This is a genomic window from Monashia sp. HAY1-11D, assembly GCF_056868035.1.
In genome coordinates this window covers 2636799-2654879 of sequence record NZ_CP200320.1, presented here as the reverse complement: position 1 = coordinate 2654879, position 18081 = coordinate 2636799, and the positions used below count along the sequence as shown (strand labels likewise).

Here is an 18081-nt window from a genome sequence, read left to right as displayed (position 1 = left end):
TCAGCGCTGGCCGTAGACGTTCTGGTAGCGGTCGTACAGGGAGTCGACGTCGGCCTGGTCGATGGCGATCGGGGTGCCGAGCTGGCGGGCGATGTGGACGGTGCGCGCGACGTCCTCGCACATCACGGCCGCCTTGACGGCCGAGCGGGCGTCCTTGCCGATGGTGAAGACACCGTGGTTGCGCATGAGCACCGCCGCCGACCGGCTGCTCGTCAGGGTCTCGACGATGCCCCGCCCGATCGAGTCGTCCCCGATGAGGGCGAACGGGCCCACCGGGATCTCGCCGCCGAACTCGTCGGCCATCATCGTCAGCGCGCACGGGATCGACTCGCCCCGTGAGGCCCAGGCCGTCGCGTACGTCGAGTGCGTGTGCACGACGCCGCCGACGTGTGGCATCTCGCGGTAGACGTAGGCCTGAGCGTCGGTGTCGCTGGACGGGGCGAGGTCGCCGTCGACGACACGGCCGTGCAGGTCGCAGACGACCATGTTCTCCGGCGTGAGGTCGTCGTAGGAGACACCGCTCGGCTTGATGACCATGAGGTCGCGCCCGGGGACCCGGGCGGAGACGTTGCCGGCGGTCCAGATGACGAGCTGGTAGCGCGTCAGCTCGGCGTGCAGGGCACACACCTCGCGACGGAGCGACGCGATGGTTGCGTTCACATCCGTGGCCACGCTCACGCAGCCTCACCTCCTGCGCTGGCCTCCTGGGCTGAGGCGGCGGGCGCGGCGCCGGCCGGTGCGCCCGCGCGCGCGGCGATCGCGGTGCGCCGCAAGGCCTTGAGGCGCTTCATGACGTCGTTGCCGCCGCGGCCGAAGTGGTCGTGCAGCGCCACGTACTCGGCGAAGAGCGCGTCGTACGCGTCGGCGGCCGTGTCGTCGGGCACGTAGACGGAGCGGCGCACCTTGCCCATCGCCTCGGCCGCCGCGGCGACGTCCGGGTGGACGCCCGCGGCGACGGCCGCGTGGATCGCCGAGCCCAGTGCCGGCCCCTGCTCCGAGCCGATGACCGACAGCGGCAGCCGCGTGACGTCGGCGTACACCTGCATGAGGAGCGGGTTCTTCGCCAGCCCGCCGGCGATGACGAGCTCGGACACCGGGACGCCGCTGTCGCGGAAGGCCTCGAGGATGACCCGCGTGCCAAAGGCGGTGGCCTCGATGAGCGCCCGGTAGACGTCCTCGGGCCGGGTCGCGAGGGTCTGGCCGACGAGGAGCCCGGACAGCTCGTGGTCGACGAGGACGGAGCGGTTGCCGCTGTGCCAGTCGAGAGCGATCAGCCCGTGCTCGCCGACCGCCTGACGTGCCGCCAGCCTGGTCAGGTACTCGTGCACCGACTCACCGGACTCCGCTGCGGCGGAGACGTACTCGGCCGGGACGCTGGTGCGCGTGAACCAGCCGAAGATGTCGCCGACGCCGGACTGCCCGGCCTCGTAGCCGTAGAGGCCCTCGATGATGCCGCCGTCGACGACACCGCACATGCCGGGCACGTCCCTGAGGACGTCGCTGCTCATCACGTGGCACGTCGAGGTGCCCATGATGGCGACCATCTGCCCCGGCGCGGTGGCCCGGGCCGCCGGGGCGCTCACGTGGGCGTCGACGTTGCCGACCGCCACGGCGATGCCCTCGGGCAGGCCGGTCCACGCCGCAGCCTGGGCGGTGAGCCCGCCTGCGCGGGAACCGAGCTCGCCGATCGGCTGGTCGAGCTTGTCCGCGACGAAGGTGCGGAAGTCGGGGTTGAGGGCCGCGCAGAAGTCCTCCGACGGGTAGCTGCCGTCCTGGCGGATGCCCTTGTAGCCGGCCGTGCAGGCGTTGCGGACGTAGGTGCCGGCCAGCTGCCACACGATCCAGTCCGCGGCCTCGACCCAGCGGTCGGTCGCGGCGTAGACCTCGGGGTCCTCCTCGAGGACCTGCAGCGCCTTGGCGAACTCCCACTCGGAGCTGATGAGGCCGCCGTAGCGGGACAGCCAGGCCTCTCCGCGCTCCTCCGCGAGGCTGTTGATGCGGTCGGCCTGGGCCTGTGCTGCATGGTGCTTCCACAGCTTCGTGTACGCGTGCGGGCGGTCGGCCCACTGCGCCAGCTCGGACAGCGGTGTGCCGTCCGCCGTCGTCGGCAGCACCGTGCACGCGGTGAAGTCGGTGGCGATGCCCACCACGTCGGTCGGGTCGATCCCGGCCGCCGCGACCGCCGCGGGAACGGCGTGGCGGAGCACGTCACGGTAGTCGTCGGGCACCTGCAGCGCCCACTCGGGCGGAAGGGGCGCGTCACCGACCGGCAGCCGGTCCGTCACGACCCCGTGGCCGTACTCGTGGACGGCCGAGGCGAGCTCGGCGCCGTCGTCGACGCGGACGACGAGCGCTCGGCCCGACAGGGTGCCGAAGTCGACGCCGACGACGTACCACCGGCGGTCGGCGGGCGGGGCGGGGGTGGTCATGTGTCTGTGCTCCTGGGGCTGCGGGACTGGCGGGACGGCGCGGTGCTCGCCCGGACGACGAGCTCGGGGTCGATGAGGCTGGGGACCTGGTCGGTCTCGCCGGCGATGACGGCGGTGAGCATCGAGATCGCCTCGTGGCCGATGGCCGTGAAGTCCTGGCGGACGGTGGTCAGCGGTGGGATGAGGTACGCGGCCTCCGGCACGTCGTCGAAGCCGACGACGCTGACGTCGTGCGGCACCGACCGGCCCGCCTCGTGCAGGGCCCGCAGGACACCGATGGCCATCTGGTCGTTGGCGGCGAAGACCGCTGTCACGTCGGGGTTCTCGGCCAGCTCCAGACCCGCGTGGTAGCCGCTCTCGGCGGACCAGTCTCCCGCGACCGGCTCCATCGGACGGTGGCCGGCAGCGACCATCTCCGCGCGCCAGCCCTCGGCCCGCGCCCGGGCCTCCGCCCAGTCGAGCGGGCCGGTGACGTGGGCGATCTCGACGTGGCCGAGGTCGACGAGGTGCCGGGTGACCATCCGGGCACCGGCCACGTTGTCGACGCCGACGGTACGCCTGGCCCGGGTGAGGTCGCCCTCGACGATGACGAAGGGCAGCCGCGCGCTGCGGGACCGGGCCACCTCGAGCGCCTCGTCGTGCCCGGCGATGACGACGATGCCCTCGACGGCGAGCCGGTCGAGGTGGTCGACCGCGGCGTCGAAGCCCTCACGGGTCATCTCGGACAGCGAGACCGAGGAGGCGAAGAACCCGGCCTTGCGCGCCGCGGTGTTGACGGTGCGGTGCACGCTCGTCGGGCCGAACAGCGTCGAGGCGGTGGCGATGATGCCGATCGTCCCGGACCGGCCGCTGACGAGCGCGCGGGCGGCCGTGTTGGGCCGGTACCCGAGCTGCTCGATCGCCTGCAGGACGCGCTCGCGGGTCTCGGGCCGGATGCTCGTGGCGCCGTTGATGACGCGCGAGACCGTCTGGTGCGAGACGCCGGCGAGCCGCGCGACGTCCTGCATGACCGGTGCCCGGGCCGCGGTGTCGGTCATGTCGCCCTCCTCGTGAAGAGGCGCTGCATGACGATGAACAGCAGGAGCAGGGTTCCGATCGCGATCTTGGTCCACCATGAGCTCAGCGTGCCTTGGAACGAGATCAGTGTCTGGATGACACCCAGGACGAGGACCCCGAGAAGGGACCCCAGGACGAGCCCGACGCCACCGGAGAGCAAGGTGCCGCCGATGACGACCGAGGCGATGGCGTCGAGCTCCATGCCCACGGCGTGCAGGCCGTAGCCGGAGAGCATGTAGACGCTGAAGAGGAGCCCGGCGATCGACGCGCAGAGCCCGCTGATCCCGTACACCGCCACCTTGACGCGTCCGACGGGCAGGCCCATGAGGGCAGCCGAGGACTCGCTGCCGCCCACCGCGTACACGGTGCGGCCGAAGCGGGTGCGGTGCAGCACCCAGGCGGCCACGGCGACGATGACGAGGGCGATGACGACGCTCCACGTGATGACGACGCCGCCACCGAGCTCGATGGTGCCGGTGGCGAGGGCGCGGAAGAACGGGTCCTTGATGGAGATCGACTCGACGCCGATGACGAAGCACATGCCGCGGGCGAGGAACATGCCGGCGAGCGTGACGATGAACGGCTGGATCTCGAAGTGGTGGATGACGAGGCCCATGACGACGCCGAGGCCGGTGCCGATGCCGAGCACGAGGAGGATGACGACGGGCGCCGGCAGACCGGCGCGCAGGGTCGCGGCCGCGACCATCGTCGACAGGGCCACGACCGCCCCGACCGACAGGTCGATGCCGCCCGTGAGGATGACGAACGTCATGCCGACGGCCAGGACGATGAGGAACGCGTTGTCGATGAAGAGGTTCGCGAACACCTGGCCCGACGTGAAGCCCTCGTAGCGCACCGAGCCGGCGCCGAAGAGCAGCACGAACAGGACGAAGGTCGCGACGACGGGGAGCACCCGGCCCGGCACCCTGGGCACGCGCGACGGACCGGGGACGGTGCGGCGCGTGGGCGTGGTGGTCGTCATGGCTGGGCCACCTTCTGCTGGGTGACGGGTGTGGGGTCGGGGCGCTCCACGGAGGGGGCTGGCTGGGCGCCGGGAGCCGAGGACGTCTGACCGGCGAGGGAGTCCGACGTCGTGGTCCCCGCCGTGCCCGTGGTGGACGGACGCCGGCTGCGCCGGAACCGCTCGCGGATGCGGGGCGCCTGCAGGAGGCAGACGGCGAGCACGACGACCGCCTTGAACACGAGCGTCACCTCGGGGGCGATGCCCATCGAGTACACGGTCGTCGTCAGCGTCTGGATGATGAGCGCACCGACGAGCGTCCCTGCCAGCGAGTAGCGGCCGCCGGCGAGCGAGGTGCCGCCGATGACGACGGCGAGGATGGCGTCCATCTCGATCCACAGGCCGGCGCTGTTGGCGTCGGCGGCGCTGACGTTCGAGCTGATCATCAGGCCGGCGACCCCGGCGCACAGGGCCGCGAAGACGTAGACGGTCCAGATGATGGTGCGCGAGCGGATGCCCGCCAGGCGGCTCGCCTCGGGGTTGATGCCGACGGACTCGATGAGCAGCCCGAGGGCGGTGCGACGCGTGACGAGCGCGACGCCGACGAGGACCGCGAGCGCCACGAGGATGGCGATCGGCAGCACGAGGAAGCCGGCCCCGATCTCGCCGAAGGGGTCGTTGCGGACCGTGATGATCTGGCCGTCGGTGACGAGCATCGCGATGCCTCGTCCGGCCGTCATGAGCACGAGCGTCGCGATGATCGGCTGGATGCCGAGGGCGGAGACGAGCAGGCCGTTCCACAGCCCGAGCACGACGCACAGCGCGAGCGCGAGGAGGACCCCCCGGACCGCCGCTCCCGCGCCCGTCGGGTCGGACGAGCCGACGATCGTCGTGCACGCGACGGCGGCGGCGATGGCGGCGACCGCGCCGACCGACAGGTCGATGCCGCGGGTCGCGATGACGAGCGTCATGCCGAGGGCGATGAGCAGGGTCGGCGCACCGTTCTTGAGGATGTCGACGAGGCTGCCGTAGAGGTGGCCGTCCTGCAGGCGCACGGCGAGGAACTCGGGGTTGCTGACGGCGTTGGCCGCGAGGAGGGCCACGAGCGCGACGAGGGGCCAGAGGAGCCGGCTCCCGCGGAGGCGCTGGGCCGCTCCCCCGCGCCTGGCGCCGCCGGCGGCGGGGGTCGTCGTCATGAGGCCACCTGCTCGGTCAGGGCGACCCCGTCGCCGGAGCCGGTCCCGGTGGCGGGGCCGGCCTCGGCGATGAGCCGCAGGATGTCGTCGACGGTCGCCGATGCGTCGAGCTCGGCCACCTTCGTGCGGTCCTTGAGGACGACGACGCGGTGCGAGAGGCGCGCCACCTCCTCGAGCTCGGCGGAGATGTAGACGACGGCCATGCCGTCGGCCGCGAGCTGGGCGACGAGCTTCTGGATCTGCGCCTTGGCACCGATGTCGATGCCTCGGGTCGGCTCGTCGAGGATGAGCAGCCGGGGTCGGGTCACGAGCCAGCGCGCGAGAAGGACCTTCTGCTGGTTGCCGCCCGACAGGCGCCCGACGATGGCGTCGGGGTCGGCGGGACGGATGTCGAGCGTCTCGATCCAGCGGGCGACGAGCTCGTCCTTGGTCCGGCGAGGGATGGGCCGGGCCCAGCCGCGCGCGGCCTGCATCGCGAGGACGAGGTTGTCGCGGATGGACAGGTCGGCGAGGATGCCCTCGCCCTTGCGGTCCTCGCTGCAGAAGGCGATGCCGGAGGCGATGGCGGCGCGCGGGGTGCGCAGCGAGATCCCCTTGCCGCCGACCCGCAGGGACCCGGAGTCGGCGCGGTCGGCGCCGAAGAGCAGGCGCGCCAGCTCGGTGCGGCCGCTGCCGAGCAGGCCGGCGAGCCCGACGACCTCGCCGGCGCGGATGGTCAGGTCGAACGGGGCGATCGAGCCGCGTCGACCCAGGCCCGTGGCCTCGAGGACAGGCGGCGCGTCGGACGCCCCCGAGCCGGCGTCCTCGGCGAGCCGCTCGACCTCCTCCAGGACGCCGAGCTCGCGGCCGATCATCGCCGACACGAGCTGGATCCGGCTCAGGTCGCGGGTCAGGTACTCGCCGACGAGGCGGCCGTTGCGCAGGACCGTCATCCGGTCGGCGATCTCGTAGACCTGCTCGAGGAAGTGCGAGACGAAGAGGATGGCGACGCCCTGGTCGCGGAGGTGGCGCATGATCCGGAACAGCTCGGCTACCTCGTCCTGGTCCAGGCTCGAGGTGGGCTCGTCGAGGATGAGCACCCGCGCGTCGACGGCGACGGCGCGGGCGATGGCGACGAGCTGCTGCACCGCGATGGGGTGCTCGGCGAGGACCGAACCGGGGTCGATGCGCAGGCCCATCTGGGCCAGCAGCTCGGCGGCCCGGGCCCGCGTCGCGCCCATGTCGATGGCACCGAACCGATGCGGCTCGCGGCCGAGCAGGATGTTCTCGGCGACGGTGAGGTTCGCGCAGAGGTTGACCTCCTGGTAGACCGTGGCCACACCGGCCGCCTGGGCCTCGCCCGGTCCCGAGAAGCGCACGCCCGACCCGTCGAGCTCGGTCGTGCCCCTGGTCGCGGAGTACACGCCGGTCAGCACCTTGATGAGCGTGGACTTGCCGGCGCCGTTCTCGCCCATGAGCGCGTGGACCTCGCCCGGCAGGAGGCGGAAGTCGACGTCCTGGAGGGCGACGACGCCGGGGAACTCCATCGTGATGCCGCTCATCGCGACGACGGGGCGGGCTTCGTCCGGTGGCCGCGTGCTCGGCGTGACCGTCATGGCGTGTCCTTCGGTTCCGGATGCGGGTGGGTGGTGGTGGGTGCTGGGGTGGGTGGCGCCTCGGGCGTGCCGGGCGGTCGCCGTGGGCCCCGCGCCGGTGGTGGTGGACGGCCCCCGCCACCACACCCGGAGGGTGACGGGGGCCGCCGTCTGGGAAGGTCGGCGCGTGCGCCGCGCGACCTCAGTACTTGCGCGAGGGCAGGGCCGCCTTGGCCTGCTCCTGCGTGAAGGTGGTCTCCTGGGTGACGACGCGCTCGGGCACCGACTGGCCGGCGACGACCTTCTTGGCGAGGTCCATCAGCTGGTCGCCGAGGAGCGGGCTGCACTCGACGATGTAGCTGATCTTGCCGTCGGCGAGCGCCTGCATGCCGTCGTGGACCGCGTCGACCGAGATGATCTTGATGTCCTTGCCCGGGACCTTGCCCGCGGCCTCGATGGCCTCGATGGCCCCGAGCGCCATGTCGTCGTTGTGCGCGTAGACGACGTCGATCTTGGGCACCGACTTGAGGAAGGCCTCCATGACCTGCTTGCCGCCGGAGCGGGTGAAGTCGCCGGTCTGCGAGGCGACGACCTTGATCTGCGGGGCGGCCTTGATGGCGTCGGCGAAGCCCTGCTTGCGGTCGATCGCCGGTGCGGCACCCGTCGTCCCCTGCAGCTCGACGACGTCGACCTCGCTCTTGCCCTGGCTGTCCTTGACGAGCCAGTCTCCCGCCTTCTTGCCCTCGGCGACGAAGTCCGAGCCGAGGAAGGTCTTGTAGAGGGTCTTGTCCTCGGAGTCGACCGCGCGGTCGGTGAGGATGACGGGGATGTTGGCGCGCTTGGCCTCGAGCAGGACGGTGTCCCAGCCGGTCTCGACGACGGGGCTGAAGGCGATGACGTCGACCTTCTGCTGGATGAAGCTGCGGATCGCCTTGATCTGGTTCTCCTGCTTCTGCTGCGCGTCGGAGAACTTCAGCTCGATGCCGGCCGCCTTGGCCGACTCCTGGATGTTCTTCGTGTTGGCCGTGCGCCAGCCGCTCTCGGCGCCGACCTGGGCGAAGCCCATGACGATCTTGCCGCTCTTGGCACCGGCGCCGGCACCCGCGCCGGTCGCCGCGGTGCTGCCGCCGCCACAGGCCGAGAGGGCGACGAGCGCCACGGCTCCGACGGCCACCGGAAGGATCTTCTTCAGCACTGAACTTCCTCCAAACTTCGGGCGCCCTCATTGGCGCCTGGGTGCGGCCGACCTCCTCGTCCGCCGTGGCCGCCAGGCCACTTGGAGCAAGAGTGTGAGCGTTAACATTCACCGCCGTCAAGTCCTTCCTCGAACTTTTTCAGCCCGCTTGACGGCTTCTCTGAGCCTGCTATGTTAGCGCTCACTTTCGTGAGCAGGGCAGCTCCCGACCGGTGCTGCCCCGTGCGCGGAGGACACCCGGACGCATCACCGCCCTTGCCCTCGACCACGAAAGGTCCCCCAATGAGCCACGCACGCGTCGTGGCGGGTCTCGCGACCGGCGTCCTCGGCGTCGGTCTGCTCGCAGGCCTGCCGAGCGCCCGGGCAGCCACGCCCGAGCCCCTCGACTACCGCGTCACCGTCGACCCGTCCCGGTCCGGACCCGCCATCGACCGCTCGATGTACGGCGTCTTCTTCGAGGACATCAACCGCGCCGCCGACGGCGGTCTCTACGCCGAGCTCGTCCAGAACCGCTCGTTCGAGTACTCCCCCACCGACAACCGCGGCTACACCGGCCTCACCGCGTGGAGCACGTCGGCGAGCTCCGGCGGAAGCGGCACGGCCACCACGGTCGACGACATCGACCGGATGAACGAGCGCAACCGCACCTACCTGCGCCTCACGCTCACCAACCCCTCCGGCGGGCGCTACGGCCTGGCCAACGCCGGCTACAACACCGGCGTCCGGCTGGAGGCGGGCAAGACGTACGACTTCAGCGTCTGGGCCCGCACCGACGCCGCGTCGGGCACTCCGCTGACGGTGACGCTCCGTGACGGCGCCCGGACGACGACGTACGCCACCCCGCTGGACGTCCAGGTCGACGGCGACACGTGGCGCCAGTACCGCGGGAGCTTCGTGGCCACCGCCTCGACGACGAGCGGACGTCTCGCCGTGGAGGCCGGCGGAACCGGGACGCTGCGGCTCGACATGGTCTCGCTCTTCCCGCGGGACACCTACAAGGGCCGCGTCAACGGTCTGCGCAAGGACCTCGCCGAGAAGGTCGCCGCGCTGCACCCCGGCTTCGTGCGCTTCCCGGGCGGGTGCCTCGTCAACACCGGCAGCATGTACTCCTACGACGCCGAGCACGGCTACCCCCGGGCCCGCAGCTACCAGTGGAAGGACACCATCGGCCCGGTCGAGCAGCGCGCGACGAACGCCAACTTCTGGGGCTACAACCAGTCCTACGGGCTCGGCTACTACGAGTACTTCCAGTTCGCCGAGGACATCGGTGCGATGCCGGTGCCGGTCGTCCCAGCCCTCGTCACCGGGTGCGGGCAGAACCGTGCCACCGTCGACGACGCGCTGCTGCAGCGGCACATCCAGGACACCCTCGACCTCATCGAGTTCGCCAACGGACCCGTCACGAGCGAGTGGGGCGCCAAGCGCGCCGCCATGGGCCACCCGGCACCCTTCGGCCTGAGCCGGATCGCCATCGGCAACGAGGAGAACCTGCCTGACGCCTACTTCGCCAACTTCGTGAAGTTCGAGGCCGCCATCAAGGCGCGGTACCCCGACGTCACCGTGCTGTCGAACTCCGGCCCCGACGACACCGGCACGACCTTCGACCGGCTGTGGTCCCTCAACAAGGACCACGGCACGGCGATGCTCGACGAGCACTACTACAACAGCCCGGACTGGTTCCTGCAGAACAACGCCCGCTACGACGGCTACGACCGCCAGGGCCCGAAGGTCTTCCTCGGCGAGTACGCCTCGCTCGACAACAAGCTGCGCAACGCGCTCTCCGAAGCCGCCTTCATGACCGGCCTCGAGCGCAACGCCGACGTCGTCAAGATGGCCTCGTACGCGCCACTGCTGTCGAACATCGACTACGTCCAGTGGAAGCCGGACATGATCTGGTTCGACAACAACGCCTCGTGGGGCTCGACGAGCTACGAGCTGCAGAAGCTGTTCATGAACAACGTCGGTGACGCCGTGGTGCCGAGCACGGCGAGCGGGGCCCTCGCCCAGGCCAGGCCGATCACCGGCGCGATCGGCCTGTCGACGTGGGCCACCGCGGCCAGGTACGACGACGTCACGGTCACCGGCGCGGACGGCTCGCCGCTGTTTCGCGACGACTTCTCCGGCGACGCGTCCGCGTGGAGGCCACTGGCGAACCGCGGGACGTGGTCGGTGCAGGACGGCGCCTACGTCCAGTCCGACACCGCCGCCCAGGACACCCTCGTCACGGCGGGCGACCCCGCGTGGCACGACTACGACCTGAGCCTCAAGGCGACGAAGACGGCCGGGGCCGAGGGCTTCCTCATCGGCTTCGGCGTCAAGGACTCCGGCAACTTCTACTGGTGGAACCTCGGCGGCTGGAACAACACCCAGGGCGCGGTCGAGAAGGCCACGAACGGAGCCAAGCAGACCCTGCTCGCCAAGCCGAACACGGTCGAGACCGGCCGCACCTACGACGTGCACGTCAAGATCCGCGGCGGCCAGGTCGAGCTCTACCTCGACGGGGCGCTCTGGGGCAGCTTCCGCGACGACGCCGTGACCGAGCCCTTCGCGCAGGTCGTGACCCGGGACACCGCCCGGAACCAGCTCGTCGTCAAGGTGGTCAACGCCCAGGCAGCCCCGGCCCGCACCACGATCGACCTCGGTGCCGGCACGCGGGTCGTGGGCAAGGCCGAGATGACCGTCATCTCCGGCGATCCCGAGGCCCAGAACACGCGCAGCGCCCAGCCCGTCCAGCCGGTGACGACGACGATCAAGGGCGTCGCGCCCACCTTCACCCGCACCTTCGACCCGAACTCGGTGACCTTCATCCGGGTCCAGCTCAAGTGAGGCCGACCATGAACGACGCACGCATCCAGCTGCACCGGGCCATCGCACGGCGCACGCTCCTGCAGGGCGGGCTCGCCCTCGCCGCGGCGGGACTCGCCGCCCCGGCCCTGTCCGGAGACGCGCTCGGTGCCCCGACCCCACCGCGCACCGACGCCGAGGTGTACGGCGCGCCGACCGTCAGTCCACTCGTCTGGCAGCGGGCCGACCCCTTCGTCACCCCGCCGGTCGACGGCACGTACTGGTTCACCGGCTCGGTCCCCGAGTACGACCGGCTCGTCGTCAGGGGCGCCCCGACGATCGCGGGCCTCGGCTCGGCTGCCGAGTCGGTCATCTGGCGTCGGCCCACCAGCGGCCAGATGGGGGGCCACATCTGGGCTCCCGAGCTGCACCGGATCGACGGGCGCTGGTACGTCTACTTCGCCGCCGGTGACGCCGGCAACGTCTTCAACATCCGCATGTACGTCATGGAGTCGAGCCTCGCCGACCCGCGCGAGCCGGCCGGCTGGGGTGCACCTCGACAGATCATGACGCCGTGGCTGTCCTTCGCGCTCGACTCCACGACGTTCGAGCTCGCGGGCCGCCGCTACCTCGTGTGGGCCCAGAGCGAGCCGGAGATCGCCGTCAACACGAGCCTGTACATCGCCGAGATGGCCTCGCCCTTCGCCCTCGCCACGGACCCGGTGCGCATCGCGACGCCGACCCTCCCGTGGGAGGTGCAGGGGTTCAAGGTCAACGAGGGCCCGGCCGTCCTCGTGCGCAACGGGAAGGTGTTCGTCACGTTCTCGGCCAGCGCCACCGACGCGCGGTACTGCATAGGCCTGCTCACGGCCGACGCGTCCGCGAACCTGCTCGACCACCGGTCGTGGACCAAGAGCCCCGACCCGGTGTTCACGACGAACGAACAGACGCGCCAGTACGGCCCGGGCCACAACAGCTTCACCGTGGCCGAGGACGGCGTCACCGACGTGCTCGTCTACCACGCCCGCGACTACCGCGACATCGTCGGCGACCCGCTCTACGACCCGAACCGGCACGCCCGGGCGCAGCGCCTCTACTGGCACCCGGACGGGTCCCCCCTGTTCGGGGTGCCGGTGGGCGTCGGGGGGCCGATCGTGCGGCTCTCGCCGGGCGACGCGTCGACGTCGTTCGTCCGGCACGCCGAGTACGGGCTGCGCGTCGACGCGGACGTGCGCGAGCTGGCCGACAGCCAGTTCCGCTTCGTCGCGGGGCTGGCCGGCGGCGACACGGTGTCGCTGCAGTCGGTCAACTTCCCGGACCGCTACGTGCGGGTCAGCGGGACGAGCCTGCGCATCGACCCCGTCGACGCCGTCGACACGGCGGGCTCGTTCGCCGCCGAGGCGAGCTTCGTGCGGCTGCCGGGCCTCGCCTCGTCGAAGGGCGTGTCGCTGCGGTCGGTCGCCGACCCCTCGGCCTACGTCCGCCACGACAAGGGCCGCCTGACGGTCGGTCCCGCGTCGGGTTCGAAGACGACCTTCCTGCTCAGCTGACCCACCGGTGCCGGGCGGCCCCGACAGGCCGCCCGGCACCACACCCCCACCTACGCGCAGGAGGACCCGTGTCGACCCCCCACCACCCCACGTCCGTCGAGCTCTGGACCGACGGCCTCACACTCGAGGTCATGACCGCCGGCGCGGCCGTGCGTCGACTGGTCGTCGAGGACGCGCACTCCCCCGACCCCGTCGACGTCGTCCTCGGCCACGCGGACCCCGGTGCGTACGCGTCCGACGGGGGCTACCTCGGTGCGACCATCGGCCGCTACGCCAACCGGATCGCCGGTGGAAGGTTCACCCTCGACGGCACGACGTGCGTGCTGCCGGCCAACGAGGGGACCACGACCCTGCACGGCGGCCCGGCCGGCTTCGACCGCCGGGTCTGGACCGTGACGGACGCCGGCCCCGTGCACGTGCGCCTCCACCTGAGCAGTGCCGACGGAGACCAGGGTTTCCCGGGCCGGCTCGAGGTCGACGTCACCTACCGCATCGCTCCCGGCACCGTGCACCTGGACTACGCGGCCTCGACCGACCGGCCGACGGTCGTCAACCTCACCAACCACGCCTACTTCAACCTCGACGGCGAGGGCAGCGGCGGCGTCGAGGACCACGAGCTGCGCCTCGACGCCGACGCCTTCACCGCGGTCGGCGCCGACCTGCTGCCCACGGGCGTCGAGGCCGTCGACGGCACCGCGCTGGACTGGCGGTCTCCGCGTCGCATCGGAGACGGTCTCGCCCTCGACGACGAGCAGCTGCGCCACGCTCGGGGCCTGGACCACAACGTCGTCCTGCGGGGCTCGGGGATGCGGACGGCGGCGGTCCTCACCGGTCGCGGCGGGCGCACGCTCACCGTCGAGACGGACCAGCCGGGGATGCAGGTGTACACCGGCACGCACTTCGACGGCAGCATCGTCGGCCTGTCCGGTCGCGCGTACGGGCCGCGGGCCGGCATCGCCTTGGAGACGCAGGCTTTCCCCGACGCCCCCAACCGCCCGGAGTTCCCCTCGACCGTGCTGCGCCCCGGCGAGACCCTGCGCACGACGACGGTCTGGCACCTGGCCTGACGGCGACGGCCGCACCCCGCGAAGGGGTGCGGCCGTCGGTCTCGTGGTCGCGGGTGGCAAATCGGTCGAGCGTCGTGGTGGAGGTCGAGCTCGCCGGTGCGCCGGTCAGTGCCGGCGGCGGTGGTGCGGGTCCTCGTGGTACTCGGGGTGGACGTCCTCCGGCAGCTCCTCGGGCATCGCGCCCTCGCCGGCCTGGGCCACGCCCCAGCCCTGGGTCGTGATGGTGTCGATCGGCGGGTTGCCGACGAGGTGGGAGCGCTCTGCCCCCTCGGGGTGGTGGTCGCGCTCGACGACGGTCTCGTCGCCGTGGCGGTTCAGCGTGTCGTTGGTCCCTCCGCGCCGGCTCTGCAGCATGGCAGCCCCCGCGACGAGCACGACGACGATGGCGAGCAGCACCCAGAGTCCGATGTTGTCACCCATGGCACCTCCTGGTCCGTTGGTCACGGGTGACGACCCCCCCGACCCTCCCGACCGGGTCGGGAGGCGTCGTGCGGAGTGCGTCGGGGCGGCGTCGCCCGGGCGTTCGTGCGCCGTCTCGAGTGTACGCCGCAGGGGTCGGCGGCCCGGCCCGTCAGGCGGCGACCGACGTGTCCGCGGCCACGAGCGTCGCGAGTGCGTCGGTGAGCCGGCCGAAGACCTCGGGGTCGCCGAGGACGTCGGTGTCGATCGTCGTCTGGGACACCTCGACGTCGGTGACGACGTGGGCGCCGGCGATCCTCGCGGAGCGGCGGGTGTCCTCGTGGGCCCACTTGCCGCCGTAGGGTGTCGGCGTCGCGCCGACGACGGCGAAGGGCTTGCCCTTGATGGCGCCCTGGCCGAACGGGCGCGACAGCCAGTCGATGGCGTTGTTGAGCACGGCCGGCATGGTGCCGTTGTACTCGGGGGTGACGGCGAGGACGCGGTCGGCGGAGCCCACCGCGCGACGCAGGTCGGTGACGACCGACGGGGCGTCGGCGCCGTCGATGTCCTCGTTGTAGAAGGGCAGCGCCCCGAGACCGTCCGAAGCCCCGGGCGACGGCGGCGCGTTCGGGGGCGCGCCGCCGTCTCCTGTGAGACGACCGGGCTCGGCATTCATGACACGTTTTCTGCGCGAGATCGACAACTTCTTCGGCATCCCGATCCGAGACGAGCACCGCCGGCCGGTCCGGTCCGCGGGTCGGGCCGGTGGTATCGGTCATACGACCCGGGGTTTGCCGATTTCCCCACGCGACGACACCACGGTTTGACACCATGGGCGCCAACGGAGGGTCGCGCCGGGAACCCCTGCCCGGCGACGGCCCTCCGCCCTGCGCACCTCCCAGGCGCGCTCGGGGCTCCCGCCGCCTCCCACGTGCGGGAGCCCCGTCCATCTGCCCGGCCGACGCCGCGTGGCCGTCGCGTGGAGTGACGAGTCCCCGCCGCGCTGCCCGGGCGGCGGGGACCCATCGGCTCGGGAGACCTGCAGCCGATGCGCGCAGGCCCCTTGCCCTCCGGCGTCCGTAGGGCGGTCGATCCGAGGCCCGGCGGCGGGCGCTGGATGCTCAACACACCGCCGCCGCGGACTCGACCGGTCGATAGAACCGCATCCCACGCTGGCAGGCGTCGACGCCGGTGTCCTCGGAATCGGCCAACTCCACAGGTCGGCGGACACCGGTGTCGCTGCTCCCGACGGGTTCAGCCGTGCTCGGGGATCACCCCGGTGGCGACGACCTCCGCGGCGACCAGGTGGAGCTTGCGGTTCTCGTGCTGGCTGATCCGGCGCAGGATGGCGAAGGCGCAGTCGGGAGTGCACTTCTCGCGCTCGATGACGATGCCCATGGCCATGCCGATCGTCCGGCTGTTCCGGAGGGCCAGGCGCAGGTTCTCGGACTCCCTGCGTTCCGCCGCGAGCTGGGCCGCGAGGCCGGCCGGATCTGGTCCGGCCTCTCCCCAGATGTGGCTCGGTACGACGGCGTTGTCGCCCACTGTGGTCCTTTGGAGCCGAAAGGTCGTGGCGGCGTGTGGCTGCACCGCTTCCATCTCCTTGACTGTACGCGGCTGCACGCGCTTGCACACGGGTAAGAAGGGCGGTCCCACCGCATCGCTCGACCGAGCGCACGTCGGGTGGACAGAGAACAGGGCTCCGAGCGGTGCGCCCTCCTCGCGATCGCCCGGAGCCCAGGCGCTGCGACCCCTTACAGGCGCACCAACCATGTAACCCCGCCACGCGCGAGGGGACAAGCGCGGGCTGCGAGGGGTCCGGGGGTTGCGGGACCTCACCGGGTGGCAGCAGCGTGTGCGTCCAGCCAACTCACGCTGCCGACTCTTCCACTCCGCGCGAGACCGGTGCATCCGATTCCATCTGTGCTACGGCGACGGTTGATTGGTCGGCGTCATCAGCTGGGGTCCGTCTGGCCAAACTCGTCGGGAGCGCGTGAACTCCCGGCTCAGCAACTCTCCCGTTCCTACCAGTCGTCCAGAGGTGGAGCTGTATCCGCACGTCGGACGATCCGGCCTACTCACGCTCCTATGGCTCGTCTCAGACGAGTCCCTTCCGGCGGGTCGCAGGCCGCTCACATCGGACCTGTGCCGGCGTCTCGTCGGCGGAGAGTGATGCCTGTGAACGCCGAGCCATCGGCAACAAGGGTGGCGCCCTCGAGCTGGTGGAACGCCCCACCCCACGACGCATGATCGGCGTCAGGAAAGGCGGCGACGAGCACCGGTTCGATGGATCCGCCCGAGGACACGATCAGGCCAGACCCACCCTCGGGGACGTGATCGAGGATCCGCCGCCAGTGCGTCAAGTGGGCCTCTGCTACTCGTGCAAGCCGGGACTCACGCCCCAGGAGCTCGCCGTAGCGAACGAAGGGTTCAGGCCACGTCCACTGGTCGTGATGCTTGACCGCTCCGTCGACATATCCGGAGGGCCATGACGTCTGCTCGTCGACGGCGAACCCCATGGCGATCGCTGTCTCCAGATGCCGGGGCTGGTCTCCCACCGCCACGTACGACGGCTCAGCAAGACGGGCGCCCAACCGCCGAGCCATGCGCACGCCCTCGGGGGACAGCTGCGACGCCTTGCTCTTGTCCGCACCCTTGCGTGTGAGCGAATGCCGAACGACTTCGAGGGTGCGCACCGGCTCAGCCTAGACACCGCCGTACACCCGCTCGAGCGACCGCTCCAGAGACGCCACCTGCCACACCTGATCACACTGGTGATCACTCGGAAGCACTCGTCGAGCGAGTTCCCAAACCCTCACCAGAACGCAGCAGTGCCGTGTGGGAGTGACTCGAGCCGTCTGAGCGCACGGACCATCCGTGTGTGCCCGGACTCGATGCGCCCGTTGTTCGCCTGTCCGAGCGCGATCGGATGAGGGCTGCACGTTGGCTGGCGCTAGCGTTGGTCTGGTGATCGTGGCAGTCGAGGGACAGGGCACCGCGGCCAGAACCACGTGGTGCCGACAGTTCGGCCGATCCTCCTCGCTGATGGCCTCTCGGAGCACGGTCCAGAGCCGCCGCCATACCCTGCTGAATCGTCAGCACAGGAGACTGAGCCGATGAGCGCCGCCGATCGATCGAGGGTCGACCGCGACCGATGGGATGCGGCGGCCGCGTCGTACGCCGCCCTCGTCGGGGGCCCGACAGACTCGTTCTTTCGGCGCGTCGCGCCCTTCCTCGACGAGGAACTCGGTGACCCCGCCGGGATGGACGTCTGGGACCTCGGGTGCGGGCACGGGTGGCTGTCCGGGCTGCTTGCCGCCGGCGGTGCGCGTGTCACAGGCGTCGATGGCAGCCTGGAACTGATCAGCACCGCGCGTCGCACCTACCCGGAGATCCGATTCGAGGTCCGCGACCTTGCGGTCGACATCCCGGTTAAGCGCGACTCCTACGACGCCGTCGTCTGCCACATGGTCTTGATGGATCTCCCAGCCCTTGAGCCAGTGGTGGCGGCAGTCGCACGAGCACTTCGACCAGGCGGTCGGTTCGTCTTCACGATCCTGCACCCCGCGTTCTTCCGCCAGGAACCTTCGCGCCCGGACAGTCCGTCGCCGTGGTCGCGCAGGGTCACCGGATACCTGGAGCCGGAAGAGTGGTGGATCGAGTCGTTCGGCGGTCACCGCCACTACCACCGCCCGCTCGAGCAGTACGTCGAGGCGCTCTTCAGGCACGGGCTGCTCCTGCGACGCCTCGTTGAACCGCCCACGCTCCCGCACCACGACCGGTCCGAGGAGCAATGGAGCGACTATGAGCGGTGGTTCGCCAGCATCCCCACCATGGTGGCCGTCTCGGCCGTGAAACCGATCGCGTGAG

At 71.2% G+C, this 18081-nt stretch carries 15 protein-coding genes; 4 read left to right on the top strand and 11 right to left on the bottom strand.

The features are described 5' to 3' along the window. The 7 genes from AC1VM9_RS12230 to AC1VM9_RS12200 form a co-directional block, all read right to left on the bottom strand. Positions 1–660, bottom strand: a complete 660-nt coding sequence (locus AC1VM9_RS12230) for an L-ribulose-5-phosphate 4-epimerase (RefSeq protein ID WP_483122853.1) — start codon at positions 658–660, stop codon at positions 1–3. 14 nt (positions 661–674) lie between these two features. Next, complete coding sequence (araB, locus tag AC1VM9_RS12225) at positions 675–2429, bottom strand: ribulokinase (RefSeq protein ID WP_483122851.1); 1755 nt, start codon at positions 2427–2429, stop codon at positions 675–677. Further along, positions 2426–3466 carry a LacI family DNA-binding transcriptional regulator gene (locus AC1VM9_RS12220; protein ID WP_483122850.1) on the bottom strand — a complete coding sequence of 347 codons (1041 nt, stop codon included), beginning with the start codon at positions 3464–3466 and terminating at the stop codon, positions 2426–2428. The genes araB and AC1VM9_RS12220 overlap by 4 nt, the downstream gene beginning before the upstream one ends. Continuing rightward, positions 3463–4467: a galactofuranose ABC transporter, permease protein YjfF gene (gene yjfF / locus AC1VM9_RS12215; protein ID WP_483122849.1), complete on the bottom strand. Its 1005-nt coding sequence runs from the start codon at positions 4465–4467 to the stop codon at positions 3463–3465. The genes AC1VM9_RS12220 and yjfF overlap by 4 nt, the downstream gene beginning before the upstream one ends. Then, entirely contained in the window at positions 4464–5642 is a 1179-nt protein-coding gene (locus tag AC1VM9_RS12210; protein WP_481341414.1) for an ABC transporter permease, read from the bottom strand. Before AC1VM9_RS12210 ends, yjfF begins: the two co-directional genes overlap by 4 nt. Then, entirely contained in the window at positions 5639–7237 is a 1599-nt protein-coding gene (locus AC1VM9_RS12205; RefSeq protein WP_481341413.1) for a sugar ABC transporter ATP-binding protein, read from the bottom strand. The genes AC1VM9_RS12210 and AC1VM9_RS12205 overlap by 4 nt, the downstream gene beginning before the upstream one ends. A gap of 181 nt (positions 7238–7418) precedes the next feature. Continuing rightward, entirely contained in the window at positions 7419–8411 is a 993-nt protein-coding gene (locus tag AC1VM9_RS12200) for an ABC transporter substrate-binding protein (RefSeq protein ID WP_481341412.1), read from the bottom strand. Between the two features lie 282 nt (positions 8412–8693). Between AC1VM9_RS12200 and AC1VM9_RS12195 the strand changes: the two genes are divergently transcribed. The 3 genes from AC1VM9_RS12195 to AC1VM9_RS12185 all read left to right on the top strand — a co-directional run bounded on the left by AC1VM9_RS12195 (position 8694) and on the right by AC1VM9_RS12185 (position 13812). Beyond that, complete coding sequence (locus tag AC1VM9_RS12195; protein WP_483122847.1) at positions 8694–11237, top strand: alpha-L-arabinofuranosidase C-terminal domain-containing protein; 2544 nt, start codon at positions 8694–8696, stop codon at positions 11235–11237. An 8-nt stretch (positions 11238–11245) separates the two neighbouring features. After that, complete coding sequence (locus AC1VM9_RS12190; protein ID WP_483122846.1) at positions 11246–12745, top strand: family 43 glycosylhydrolase; 1500 nt, start codon at positions 11246–11248, stop codon at positions 12743–12745. A gap of 68 nt (positions 12746–12813) precedes the next feature. After that, a complete protein-coding gene (locus tag AC1VM9_RS12185) occupies positions 12814–13812 on the top strand; it encodes an aldose epimerase family protein (RefSeq protein ID WP_483122845.1) in 999 nt (332 codons plus the stop codon). Positions 13813–13917: 105 nt separating this feature from the next. Here AC1VM9_RS12185 and AC1VM9_RS12180 read toward each other — a convergent pair whose 3' ends face one another. The 4 genes from AC1VM9_RS12180 to AC1VM9_RS12165 all read right to left on the bottom strand — a co-directional run bounded on the left by AC1VM9_RS12180 (position 13918) and on the right by AC1VM9_RS12165 (position 16907). Then, the gene (locus tag AC1VM9_RS12180) at positions 13918–14232 is read right to left on the bottom strand and encodes a hypothetical protein (RefSeq protein ID WP_481343968.1); all 315 of its coding nucleotides are present in this window, start codon (positions 14230–14232) and stop codon (positions 13918–13920) included. Between the two features lie 151 nt (positions 14233–14383). Then, entirely contained in the window at positions 14384–14887 is a 504-nt protein-coding gene (locus AC1VM9_RS12175; protein WP_483122844.1) for an NADPH-dependent FMN reductase, read from the bottom strand. 578 nt (positions 14888–15465) lie between these two features. Next, a complete protein-coding gene (locus AC1VM9_RS12170; protein WP_481344831.1) occupies positions 15466–15756 on the bottom strand; it encodes an ANTAR domain-containing protein in 291 nt (96 codons plus the stop codon). A 587-nt stretch (positions 15757–16343) separates the two neighbouring features. Further along, positions 16344–16907, bottom strand: coding sequence for a histidine phosphatase family protein (locus AC1VM9_RS12165; RefSeq protein WP_483122842.1), 564 nt, complete (start codon positions 16905–16907; stop codon positions 16344–16346). 420 nt (positions 16908–17327) lie between these two features. Here AC1VM9_RS12165 and AC1VM9_RS12160 point away from each other — a divergent pair, with 420 nt between their 5' ends. Next, on the top strand, positions 17328–18080 hold the full coding sequence (locus AC1VM9_RS12160; protein ID WP_483122841.1) for a class I SAM-dependent methyltransferase: 753 nt from the start codon (positions 17328–17330) through the stop codon (positions 18078–18080). Position 18081: the final 1 nt, after the last annotated feature.